Raw genomic sequence first — 11,804 nt, forward strand, 5'->3', positions numbered from 1 at the left:
TCTTCCGATTCATAGTTCTTCGAAAACACCTGGTGAATTCAAATGGCTTTCGAATCGTTATGGTTTCCCGGCCGCTGTCTTCTTTACGGGAGTCATCTCGACTCCGGACCGACTAAAAGCAATGGCCCGCGAACCGGAAGCCCCAACCATAACCGTTTCCATCAACGGCTTGTCTGCTGCCTCTTCTGAAGTCCAGGACACAAGGAAGTTTGCCCCTGCCCCGCCACTACTGTCGCGTTCTTCCACCAGAAAATCGATCGTCTGAAGTGGTTCCAGTTTGAGCGTGCGATCCAGATACGACTCAACCAGCTTGCCGTCCGTATCAAAGTATTCCACGGAATCCAGATAGATGGGTTGGTCTGAATCGATGTTACGGATACTCAATGTGGTTTCCAGAAGCAAGGGAGAACCCCCGTGATAATAGATGTGTGAGTAGCTGGGAACATACATCGAACGGCGGCGGGAAAACTTCTCCCGATCGATCTTACCTGCCGGGTAGAGACTGAGGTCCGGCGGTGTATAGCTGCGCGGTGGCACATATCTGATACGGTCTTCAATTGTAGTAAACCGGTTATCCAGATAAACAACCGCGCTGATCATGATCAGGCTGATTACACACAACAGGAAAAACAGACCGATCCAGTTTTCACAAAACCAGAGGAACCAGTTGGGATACTCGCTTTTATTTTGTTGCATCGTGCACTCACTTTCCCTTCAAACAACTATTTCCGACTGTCGATAAGCGCGGGTTCTGTTTTCCCAGGGGAGCCAGATGATACGCCCGTTTTCCGGAATGTATTAAACTACAGTGAGAACATTTTTGAAAGCGCGATTCACAGATCAGAAGACTCCGGCAGATTTTTTTTTAATTCCTCAAGCTTTTCATTACAGTTCCTGACCAGCGATTTCAATTGCGGATCGGATTGACCGGCGGCGTCGATCATGGAGCGATAGTACTGCACGATTTCTTCCGGACTGGCGCCGAAGTGTGTCCAGAATTCCGCTTTGTCTTCTGTTTGCAGATCGAATAACATCGCTTCCAGATTATGCAGTTTGTCTGCCAACTCAATCGCACGAGCCCCCAGCGTCGCCTGGCGCATCACCTGGATATGATCCTGCTTGCGATCCTGCCAGCTCCGCTTTTTCCCTTCTCGAGTCTCTTTTTCTTCCGTCATCTCTTTGACGTACTGAACCACATCTTCAGAGAAAAGTTCTGCCAGTTCTTCGATGGTCAAATCCGTATCCTCAACGACATCATGCAGAACAGCCGCTGCCAGGATCGATTCCTCATGAAAGCCGGCTTTCGTGAGGATCAGGCAGACACTCAGTGGATGTGCGATATAAGGAATTCCGGATGATTTGCGTTTTTGAGACTTATGCGCCACAGCGGCCAGCCGGACCGCATGTTCGACTATGGGGGAGTGAAGTGGTTCCATGCCTGTTTCTTTGAGGTTCAACGTTCTGTCGAAGATTCCTGGACGTGTCGGAATTGATTGAAACGCGTGTACTCCCAATGCCGATAGAGGGCCGATTTCTTCAACAGATTCGACTGACTGTCAACTGCTTCAACTTTTCCTTCGTGAATCAATACGACCTGATCCACGCGTCGGAGCGTGTTGATCCGAGAAGGAATAATGAGAACGGTGCGATTCTGAAAAATTCGCGTGTAGGCATCTTCCAAAAGTGTTTTGGTATCGTCGTCGAGCGTGTCTTCGGGTTCTTCAATGATCATCAATGCCGGTTTTCGCAAAAGAGCCCGTGCCAGGCCTAAGCGAAAGCATTCGCCTGCAGTTAACTCTTCACCATGCTGCCCCAGCGCGGTTTCATAACCTTGTGGCAGATTCTGAATAAACTGATGCGCGTGTGCCTCTTTTGAAGCAGCGATAATTTCCTGCAGTGAATAACGTTCATCGCCGCAACGGATATTCTCTTTGACGGTTCCCGTTAAACAGGGGTCATTTCCGCTGACATAGATGGCTTCCGCTCTAAGGGATTCCAAGGTGACCCAGGCAGTGTCTTCGCCGTCGATTAAGACCCGTCCCGATTTCGGTTCGATAAATCGGGGAACAAGATAACTGACTGCCCGCGGTGCCAACGCTTCCAATGAGACGAGTGCCGTGCTGGTTCCTGCTGGAATTTTCAAATCAAAACCGTTCAGGATTTTCGGACTATTGGCTGACTGAGTATAGCTGACATTTTCGAACTGGAGCGATTGCGACAAGGGTTCCTGAAACTTGGCACCAACGGCCTGACTGACTTCCGGAATCTGATTCAGATAGCGATAGATGGAACTGGCGGCAATACTGGCATCATTGCGAAGATGCATCAGTTGATACATTCCGTTAACAGGCAGATAGAAGAAAGCAAAAATCCCGACGATTAAAATTGCCGCCGAGAGCGGCAGGCTATCCGGGTTGACCAACACCTTATAACCAACCAGAAACAAGACCAGACAGGAACAGAAGACCGCCAGACCGCGAGCAATTCGATGCCCCCAACCTTCTACGCGTTTTAAGTTATCCAGATTCTCCGTGTATTTATCGAGATGCTTCTGGAACTGTTCATGCTCGGCGGTTTCCATGCCATACCCGCGAACCAGCCGCGTGCTACGCAAATTTTCTGCGAGCAGAGAGAGTTCGGTTTCAATATTCACCAGCGTTTTCGCGTGTTGAAGTTCATATTCTTTTCGATGCTGCAGCAAAAAGTACCAGGCCGCCGCCAGGGGAATCAGACACTGTAACGTCAGTCTCCAGTCGATTGAGATCGCAAACAGCAACATGATGATCAGTGCCAGTGGATGACGTGCGAGTTGATAGACCCACTCGAAGACACCATTCTGAACCGTTCCGACATCCTTAATGAATAAGTGAAACGCCTGCTCTGTTTCTTTGCCCGACAGATCGCCCGGCCCCATGCGCAGCGCTTGTCGATGAATCATATTGCGCAAGGTCATGGACACGTGATGCGAAATTTTCAGACTGCGCTGTCGTAATCTCCAACGGATCAGGACCCGGATACTGGCGAGAACTAATGCTGTCAGGATCAGTGCGAATAACGCCTTCTGATTTTCATGTAGAATGGGAAAGCGCTGATAAAGCTGTGGCATGATTCCCATCTGATATTTTGAATGTAACCACCAGACAGAGGGTAGAATTCCCGTATCGGTCAATATCATCAACTTGGAAACGACAGGCGCCGGTTCTGCTGGCGGCTCCGGCTCGGCTGGTTTCTCAGCCGGCGCTTCCTGCTTTTTTTCTGCTTCCGCCTCTGCAGGTGGGGGCGCTGGTTGTTCTGTCGGTTCTTCCGCGGGCGGATTCACCAGCGCGGGTTCGTTTCTAATTTCCTGGAGCAGTTGAACATTCTGCTCACCTCGGACTGTGATCCTGCCACGATGATTGAGTAAGTCAACAATCAGAAACAAGTCGACCAGCAAACAGGCCAGTAGCAGTCCATTGAACAAAGACCAGAACAAGACGGATCTGGCGGAACCCCGAAAGAATTCCCGCGCAGGAAACGCGCGGTGGAATGCGTTGGGCTGACGATTTGACACAGGATCCACCGAATCTGTTTTTAAATTATTGAGAAACGAAGACTGCTTCCCATGCGTCAGGCAAGGTCACGGTCTTCAAAAAGGATAAAGGCAACCAGAATGGCGATTCCGGAGTAAAGCAGGCAGCTTAAAGCGGAATGGCCGAGATAAACTGGTGGAACCACTGTTCCCGTTGCGACTGCGGGTGACATATTAAAGTTATCCAGGTTGGGCAGAATTGTGGCGATCAATTGCCCCGTAAATTTCACAAACTCCAGACCTTCTGCTTTCGCCTGAACCAGATTTGGTGTCAGGTGACCGATGATGTAGACACCAAAGCAAATAATCATGTTTACCATCATCGGCAATCGTGTTGAAATGGCGACACTGATTGCGGCTAAAATGGCGACTTCCATATAGATCAACAGAATTCCCGGCAGGATCAGCCAGACGGCGGCCATTTTTTCTGCATGGCTGGGAACTTCTTTCGAGGCTTCCCGTGCATCATAGCCAACCTTGAAATAGACCAGTAACAGGAAGGTAATCACCAGCGGCAACATCAGCCAGATGACCGCCTTCAGAATGCCCAGATATTTGCCCACGATAAACTGACGCCGATTGATCGGTTTGGACAACAAAGTCATTGCCGTCTTGCCTTCAATTTCATCGGCAACACTGGTACTGGCCGACCAGACTGCCAGCAACAGACTACAAATCAAAATTGTTGCCAGACCGCAGTCCATTAACATTTTGACATCGTCGCCCATGGAAAAGAACGGAAGAAACGTATTTAATAACAACAGGATCAACCCCATTGCCATCAGAAGCAGAAAGACCGGCTGGCGAATGGCTTCTTTTGTAGTCGCTCGGGCGATCACCCCTGCCTGCGTTGAGGCACTGACACCAAACAAAAGAATCAGGTAGACCAAAACTCCGGCACCGGTAATCCACCATTGCACAGTCAGGTCCGCGTTTTCAGCAGAAAAAACCAACAGGCTTTCCATCGTTCATTCACCAATCAAATAACAAAACTATATGAATAGAGAAAATTAAATTCTTGCTCATCCTCGGGCGATTCCAGGCGCAGAGTCAGACCTGCCTCTTACGAATCTAAGTGCCTCGAACGTTGGTTTTATTTCTGAAATTATGCGGAGTTCAGGATTTTAAACCAACTTTGATCAAGCAAACGCTACTTTACCGAGAAACGGTGGTCAAAGTAAAGAAAGCAAGGCACTCCGGTCACCGTTTTCCCTAATCTGGGATGAACGTTCGCTATAACTTGCCAAATTGGTTCCATGCCAACCTGAACCTGCTCAACTGCATAGGGTTAGCGTTTGATCTCGAACTGGGAACAGCTGGGGTCGGGCGAAGATTTCTGAATCGATACATCTGTTACATTTGTTGCAAACATCAGCATCATGTCGTCGAAAAACTGATCGAGAATCGACTTACTGCCGGCCTGGGCCACCAGTTCGACAGTTCCATCCGACAAATTCTTTACATAACCGGCGATGGGATACTGGCTGGCAAGCTTGGAAGTACGATAGCGAAAACCAACCCCCTGAACGCGCCCCTGAAAAATGGCGCGCAGACAAACTGCTTCAGCCGATGAATCAGGTTGCTGAGAACCAGCACACATGGGCTCTACTCATATTCGAGAAACAGGAAATGATTAATGCCACTTTGATCGACGATCAAGAAAGACTTGCGTCTTGAGAAGGGAAGCTTACAAGCAGTTCACTCTAATGAGAAGTCGTCTCTTTCGGGAGCTGCTCAATCTCAGGCAACTCGGAAAAGTCGATACACAACTCTTCGCGAACAATACTCATGCTTCGTGGGGCATCAATGCCCAGTCGGACGGAATTAGGTCCAATGCGAACGATTGTCAGAGTTACATCATCGCCAATCCGAATTCGCTCACCGGGCTTACGTGATAATACAAGCATTTCTTTTCGAATCCTTCGTTTTCTGTTCCCTCATACTTCCCTGTAACCTTCTTTCAAAGGTTGAAGCAAATTGCAGGATGAGGGTCATTCAAGAGTACTCATCTCACCAGTCTGTTGAAAACAACCTGTGTATTTCCGCAAACTGCCATCACTACGATGTCGACATCAGTATGATAACACCTTCTCGCCAAACGTGTCTACCCCAGACCTGAAAATATCAAACCAACCGTCAAAAACGTCAAAGTCAGCCCCTATCCTACCCACAAAACCCATATACATGCACAAAAAACAGGCAAGCCGCCAACTGCACAAAAACAAGGCAGCCCATCAGCAGTTTTTGGCCGCAATTAGAGGCATCGCGAGGAATATCTGGCTAGAACCAGTCTCGATACTCGAAGCAGAGCAGCGGTTTCCAGTATACCGGAAGCCAACCAGAGGGCCGAACACAGGGATGAAATTTCATTTTCTACACACAGCGGCAATTGTTTTACATCGCTCAAGTATGACCATCAGGATTTGATTTTCAGCGAGATCAAAAAAGAAGCTTGAAAACCGACGGGCAAGCGCTTGACGATTTCGATCCTGATCGTCAGTCTTTAGCAACAGTGTTAATTAATGGGCGAGGCTCAAAGACAATAACACGCAATCAACACAATCACAGGGCCGAAAAGGTCCGAAGCACGTTACAGAAAACCCGAACTCGGGCTCACACAGAATTTCTGCCTCAACAGCAGGGGAACATCATGATTCGTATTGGGATTATCGGTATTGGTTTTATGGGAATGGCTCATTTTGAAGGAGCCAAAAAACTCAAGGGAGCCAAGGTCACAGCCATTTCCACTCGTGACACCAAGAAGCTGTCGGGCGACTGGAGCAGCATTGAAGGAAATTTTGGTCCGCGCGGAGGCCAGGAAGACCTCTCCAAAGTCAAGCAATATAGCGACTACCACGACTTGCTGGCTGACCCGGATATTGATCTGGTGGACATCTGCCTGCCGACCCAAATGCACGAACAGGTGGCTCTCGATTCCATCAAGGCAGGCAAGCACACTCTGGTCGAAAAGCCGATTGCCATCGACCTGAAAGCCGCCAACAAAATGGTGAAGGCCGCGGAAAAGGCAGGAGTTCAGTTTATGGTGGCTCAGGTACTCCCCTTTTTCCCGGAATTTCAGTTTGCTGTAGAATGTGTGCAGAGTAATAAATATGGAAAGCTCCTGGCCGCCCATTTCCGTCGTGTCATGGCGCCTCCCAAATGGTCTGAAAACATCGAAGACTTCCAGAAACTGGGGGGCTGGGGAATCGACCTTCACATCCACGATAACCATTTAATCAGTCTGATGTGTGGTGTGCCTCGAAAAGTAACCTCGCGCGGAATCGAAAATAAAGGCTACATTAATCATGTTCATACGGTCTACGACTTTGAAGACCCGAATCTGGCGGTTAGCTGTGTAAGCGGTGGCATCGCAACGCGGGGACTGGAATTTGCGCATGGTTACGAACTTTACTTTGAAGATGCAACCGTGCTGTTCGGTGCCGGCACAATGGGAGTAGGCAAGAATAAAGAATGGGTCGTCAGCCAGCCTTTGACTTTGATTACGAAAAAAGGCCAGCTGAAACACCCCAAACTCAAGGGAGGCGATGCCTGGTGTGCCGCATTTACCCTTGAGCTGCAGGCGGCAGTCAACGCCCTGGAATCGGGAGTCGAACCAGAGGCACTTTCAGGCGCCCTGGCAAGAGATGCCCTGAAAATCTGCTATGCTGAAGCAAAAAGTATCGAAACCGGGCGATCCATTCCAGTCAAATAAGTGTCCTTTGACTTTGTAATGTGATCATTTCAACGATCAGGCCGCCGAATCTCGAATGGTTCTCGAAATACGGCGGTCTGTTTATTGGTCTGCTGAAAGAATTGGGGTAATCTGGCGTCCTTTGAGAGCACATTCGTCGATACCGGAACCGCTCATATTCAATCGCAGAAGGGCTCCCCGGCTTTGAAACACGATTCAAACCTTGAATTCGGGACCACAATAAAATTCCTTGACTTGCTGACAACGTTATGACCATGCTTGAAAACTTACCTCTCCAATCTGTGAAATATAAAGGGCTGACGATCGAGGGTTATTCGCGCGCTGCCGTTCAGAGCTATTGGAGAGTTCCCGAACTCAAATTGGGCTTTGACATGGGGGGCAGCCCCTGGTCGTTCATGGGAACCGCCGTCTATTTTATTTCACATGCGCATCTGGATCACATGGCAGCGCTACCCGCTTATGTCGCCCGGCGGCGGATGATGAAAATGAGCCCTCCCACCATCTATATGCCCGAAGAAGTAATCGACCCGGTGTGGAATATGCTTAAAAGCTGGCAGAAACTGGATCGCGGACGGATGGAATGTGATCTCGTCGGCTTGAAAGATGGAGAAGAGGTCCAGCTTTCCCGCGAACACGCGGTAACGGCATTTCGCACCAAACATACGGTTCCTTCTCTGGGCTTTCAGGTATGGGACTGCCGTAAAAAACTGAAAGCCGAATACCAGGGTAAACCAGAAACGGAAATCCGCGATGCCCGCATGTCCGGAATTGATGTCAGTGAAGAGATCCGCGTGCCCCTGGTGTGTTACACGGGCGATACGGCCCCCGCGGGCCTGGATCATTTCGAGACTGCTTATGAATCGAAAGTCCTGATTACAGAAATGACGTTTTATCGCCCGGAACATCGGCGGGAAAAAATTCATAAGTTCGGACACATGCATCTGGACGACATCGTCGAACGTGCGGAACGATTCCAGAACGAATTAATCATTCTCGCGCACTTCAGTACGCGTTATCACGATAACCAAGTGATGAACGCCGTCAAAAAACGATTACCCACTGACTTGCAGGAACGATTAAAACTCTGGATGTAGGACGGCTCAATCCAACCCAATCCCCCTGGCCCGGTACCCCCAGGGATTTCCCGCTCGCGAATCTCCCTCACCAAAAGCTGATCTCAGTCCCCCTCATACGCTTCATCGCACGTCCACCACAATAAAGATACATTCGACCATCAAACCTCTTGACTTACACCACATTGCCGTTTAAAAATAGGGGAGCGTTTCATTAATTAAATTACCTTATTAAGAGGCGGCGTTATTATGAGGCAATTCACTCATCATTCTAAGCGAAAACAAGGCTTTACTTTAATTGAACTCTTAGTGGTCATTGCAATCATTGCCATTCTGATTGCCTTGCTACTTCCAGCCGTACAACAGGCGCGCGAAGCAGCTCGTCGCAGTACCTGCAAAAACAATCTGAAACAAATCGGTCTGGCACTCCACAATTATCTTGATACTCACAGCGTGCTTCCTTATGGCTGGGCCTGGGATGACGGGGCTGGCCCTTTATCACGCAGCCGTGAAACCTGGATGCAACAGCTACTGCCTTACATTGATCAAGCACCTTTGTTTAATGCTTATATGGACGAAAATGCTTCGTATGTTCACGGTTCTACTCACCGGAATACTGTCATCCCCGTTCTGGTCTGTCCTTCTAATCCCGGCACATCAGGATTCGCCTTTAGAGGAAATTACGGGATGTGCGCTGGCTCAACGGATGCAAGCTGGAGAAGCACAACCGGCAATGGGATGTTTCATTATCGTTCGAAGACAAAATTCCGAGACGTGACTGACGGCACATCCAACACCATCATGGGAGGCGAAGGAGTTGCACGCCCCAGTGGTCCGGTAGCGCATACTCCCTGGGGAGAAGTGGGGAACTATTGGGGTGGCGGTTGTAGTCATCACGGCGCTGCATTCAACAATGCAGAACCACCAAACAGTCCGGTCCCCGACTGCAACTACACCTGTGCCAATTATGAGTTGGGGCAATTCCCCTGTGCCGGTTACTATACCGGGACAGTCTCATGTACTGGATCCGCGCGAACCTATGCACGCAGTTATCATGTGGGAGGCGTCCATGTTCTAATGGCTGACGGCGCAGTCCGTTTTGTCTCTGAAAATATTGACCTCGGCACGTGGCAGGGTCTTGCCACCCGCAGTGGCGAAGAGGTTCTTGGCGAATTCTAATCACATCATCTGACAGACAAACGACGCCGCCTCCGGCAGTTCTCCTGGGAGGTGGCGTTTTCTGTTACGCACAAACAATCGGAAATTCATTATGATAAAGTCACAGCTGCTCTCTCTCTCCATCATCATCACCCTGGCCACACTCATGATGGGATGTGGCGGCGGCGAAGAAGGCCCGAAACAATTTACTGTTACTGGAACCGTCACCCTCGACGGCCAGCCGATTCCTGAGGCAAGTATCCTCTTTAAAGATCCGTCCGGTAAAAACAAATCCTATTTTGCAGGAGTGAAAGACGGCGCTTACAGTACAAAAATTGAAGCCGGAAAAAGAAAGGTCCTCATTACAGCAAACCGCCCGTCCAAGGATAAAATGGTTATGAATGCAGAAGGAACCGGAAAAGAACCAGCCATGGAACAATACCTCCCGGCAGAATATAACGAAAAAAGCACTCTCGAAATAGACGTCGTTGCCGGTAATGAAAATCAATTTTCCTTCGAATTAAAAAGCAAGTAGCCGAGCGCCACTCAGAGAGTTTTTCTTCTATCAAATCAGGTTGGTCCCAATATCTCTGCGCAAAAATGCCTGAAGGAAACTGCTTCCTTCAGGCAGAGCGCTTTGGATCGTGAAAACGGAAAAACTACGCGTTGATTTCGTAGCCTTTTCGCTGTTCGCGTGACTGCCACTGATTGGCATCATCGTCGCCGATAATCTGCTCTGTTTTGGGATCCCATTCCAGTGAGCGGTTCAACCGAATAGCAATATTTGCCAGGTGACAGGTTGTAATGGCACGATGGTGTGTCATCACATCCGAAATCGGTTGTTCCCGGGCATCAACGCACTCATAGAAGTTGCGCATGTGATCGCCTGGTTGTCGCCCTTTGTAGAGCTTCTTGATGGTATCACTGGAAAGCGGATTATTTTTCAGATCTTCGACTGGTTTTCCGGTCAGATCGCCACGGCTGACGAACATCCGACCTTTTGTACCGGTAAAGAGAATTCCGTTACGGCCATCGCTTTTAATTTTCATTTTCACATCGTTCGGGAAAGTGCAATGCACTTCGAATTTGGAAGCGACGTTATAAGCATCGTCCTTCGTAGGCATGCCGTCTTTCAATGGAACCGGATGTTCTGCAGAAATCGGCACTACCTGAGTCGGTCCTGAGTGATCCATGCCAATTCCCCACTGGGCGATATCAACATGGTGTGCGCCCCAGTCGGTCATTTTGCCACCGGAATACTCGTACCACCAGCGGAATTCATAATGGCAGCGTGTTTTTGCTCTGCCATCGTTGGCTTTCCAGCGATAGTCCGTCATTGGTGCCTGTCCGAGCCATTTTTCCCAGTTCAATGTTTTAGGAACGTCCGCAACAGGAATCGGTCCGCTGGGAGCGATCCCACCAATCACACATTCGACTTCGGTGATCTCTCCCAGTCGCCCTTCCTTAATCACTCCCAACGCATTCAGGAAACGCTGTCCCATTTCACTTCGCTGTTGTGTGCCCACCTGAAAGACACGGCCGGTTTCTTTCAACGTTTTAATGATTTTTTTGCCTTCATCAATCGTCAAAGTCAGCGGTTTTTCACAGTAAACATCCTTGCCGGCTTTCATGGCTTCGATGGCGATTTTCGTATGCCAGTGATCGGTGGTAACGATCGTCACGATATCGATTTCGGGGTTTTCAAGAATCTTCTGATAGTCTTCAAAAACAGCGACTTCTTTATTGTTGCCTTTTTTGCCTTGAATATCTTTCACACGGTTTCGGGCTTTGTCAGCATGCGCGGCATCAACATCGCAAACGGCAATCACATCGCCGTATTTCATGGCGTTGGGACCAACGGCGTTCCAGCGACTGCCGGTTCCAATACATCCCACAACCGGACGGTCATTGGCTGCTTTGAATTTGTAAGCACTGGCGGGGTCGATATCGAACCAGAAAGGAACACTGCTACCAGCGACAACGGCGGCAGATGTTTTCAAAAAGTCGCGACGATTCTGCTTTTGATTACTCACTGAAGACTCCTTATCAACAAAAAATGGTGCAGGACGACCCGGATCAACGAATCGCATAGTTGCAGGAAGATTAATCGTGATCAGTTATTATAATGAACTGGGAAACCGCTTTGCAAAGATCAAGCGGTCTTTATATCTGGTTTGCACTCTATTCTTTTTTGTACGTCTCTCAAGTATTTCCTGCTAAACTGAAAGCAGAAAAAGTAAACTCAACACTGTAATTCACTGGACGGGAACATGATTGAATCCGCTTAAAACAG

At 49.0% G+C, this 11,804-nt stretch carries 11 protein-coding genes; 4 read left to right on the top strand and 7 right to left on the bottom strand.

The features are described 5' to 3' along the window. Positions 1 to 57 precede the first annotated feature (57 nt). The 6 genes from Enr17x_RS19590 to Enr17x_RS19615 form a co-directional block, all read right to left on the bottom strand. Positions 58 to 696, bottom strand: a complete 639-nt coding sequence (locus tag Enr17x_RS19590) for a DUF3124 domain-containing protein (RefSeq protein WP_145311409.1) — start codon at positions 694 to 696, stop codon at positions 58 to 60. 137 nt (positions 697 to 833) lie between these two features. Then, a complete protein-coding gene (locus tag Enr17x_RS19595) occupies positions 834 to 1,436 on the bottom strand; it encodes an HD domain-containing protein (protein ID WP_145311410.1) in 603 nt (200 codons plus the stop codon). Between the two features lie 17 nt (positions 1,437 to 1,453). After that, positions 1,454 to 3,550, bottom strand: coding sequence for an ABC transporter ATP-binding protein (locus Enr17x_RS19600; RefSeq protein ID WP_145311411.1), 2,097 nt, complete (start codon positions 3,548 to 3,550; stop codon positions 1,454 to 1,456). Between the two features lie 56 nt (positions 3,551 to 3,606). Further along, positions 3,607 to 4,521, bottom strand: a complete 915-nt coding sequence (locus Enr17x_RS19605) for an ABC transporter permease (protein WP_232100784.1) — start codon at positions 4,519 to 4,521, stop codon at positions 3,607 to 3,609. A 335-nt stretch (positions 4,522 to 4,856) separates the two neighbouring features. Next, complete coding sequence (locus Enr17x_RS19610) at positions 4,857 to 5,168, bottom strand: acylphosphatase (RefSeq protein ID WP_145311413.1); 312 nt, start codon at positions 5,166 to 5,168, stop codon at positions 4,857 to 4,859. 103 nt (positions 5,169 to 5,271) lie between these two features. Next, positions 5,272 to 5,475 carry a carbon storage regulator gene (locus Enr17x_RS19615; protein ID WP_145311414.1) on the bottom strand — a complete coding sequence of 68 codons (204 nt, stop codon included), beginning with the start codon at positions 5,473 to 5,475 and terminating at the stop codon, positions 5,272 to 5,274. A gap of 743 nt (positions 5,476 to 6,218) precedes the next feature. On the opposite strand from Enr17x_RS19615, the gene Enr17x_RS19620 reads away from it, so the two are divergent. From Enr17x_RS19620 to Enr17x_RS19635, 4 genes are all read left to right on the top strand, one after another. Continuing rightward, positions 6,219 to 7,280, top strand: a complete 1,062-nt coding sequence (locus Enr17x_RS19620; RefSeq protein ID WP_145311415.1) for a Gfo/Idh/MocA family protein — start codon at positions 6,219 to 6,221, stop codon at positions 7,278 to 7,280. 254 nt (positions 7,281 to 7,534) lie between these two features. Continuing rightward, complete coding sequence (locus Enr17x_RS19625) at positions 7,535 to 8,374, top strand: MBL fold metallo-hydrolase (protein ID WP_145311416.1); 840 nt, start codon at positions 7,535 to 7,537, stop codon at positions 8,372 to 8,374. 228 nt (positions 8,375 to 8,602) lie between these two features. Beyond that, on the top strand, positions 8,603 to 9,532 hold the full coding sequence (locus Enr17x_RS19630) for a DUF1559 domain-containing protein (protein ID WP_145311417.1): 930 nt from the start codon (positions 8,603 to 8,605) through the stop codon (positions 9,530 to 9,532). A gap of 145 nt (positions 9,533 to 9,677) precedes the next feature. Then, complete coding sequence (locus Enr17x_RS19635; RefSeq protein WP_232100785.1) at positions 9,678 to 10,046, top strand: hypothetical protein; 369 nt, start codon at positions 9,678 to 9,680, stop codon at positions 10,044 to 10,046. Positions 10,047 to 10,170: 124 nt separating this feature from the next. On the opposite strand, the gene Enr17x_RS19640 is transcribed toward Enr17x_RS19635, so the two are convergent. Then, positions 10,171 to 11,544, bottom strand: a complete 1,374-nt coding sequence (locus Enr17x_RS19640; RefSeq protein WP_145311419.1) for a Gfo/Idh/MocA family oxidoreductase — start codon at positions 11,542 to 11,544, stop codon at positions 10,171 to 10,173. Between the last annotated feature and the right edge of the window lie 260 nt (positions 11,545 to 11,804).

The sequence above is a fragment of the Gimesia fumaroli genome, assembly GCF_007754425.1.
In the GTDB taxonomy this organism is placed as follows: domain Bacteria; phylum Planctomycetota; class Planctomycetia; order Planctomycetales; family Planctomycetaceae; genus Gimesia; species Gimesia fumaroli.

Coding starts and splice junctions, on each gene's coding strand:
- Enr17x_RS19590 (WP_145311409.1), bottom strand. CDS start 696: ATGCAACAAAATAAAAGCGAGTATCCCAACTGGTTCCTCTGGTTTTGT.
- Enr17x_RS19595 (WP_145311410.1), bottom strand. CDS start 1,436: ATGGAACCACTTCACTCCCCCATAGTCGAACATGCGGTCCGGCTGGCC.
- Enr17x_RS19610 (WP_145311413.1), bottom strand. CDS start 5,168: ATGTGTGCTGGTTCTCAGCAACCTGATTCATCGGCTGAAGCAGTTTGT.
- Enr17x_RS19615 (WP_145311414.1), bottom strand. CDS start 5,475: ATGCTTGTATTATCACGTAAGCCCGGTGAGCGAATTCGGATTGGCGAT.
- Enr17x_RS19620 (WP_145311415.1), top strand. CDS start 6,219: ATGATTCGTATTGGGATTATCGGTATTGGTTTTATGGGAATGGCTCAT.
- Enr17x_RS19625 (WP_145311416.1), top strand. CDS start 7,535: ATGCTTGAAAACTTACCTCTCCAATCTGTGAAATATAAAGGGCTGACG.
- Enr17x_RS19630 (WP_145311417.1), top strand. CDS start 8,603: ATGAGGCAATTCACTCATCATTCTAAGCGAAAACAAGGCTTTACTTTA.
- Enr17x_RS19635 (WP_232100785.1), top strand. CDS start 9,678: ATGATGGGATGTGGCGGCGGCGAAGAAGGCCCGAAACAATTTACTGTT.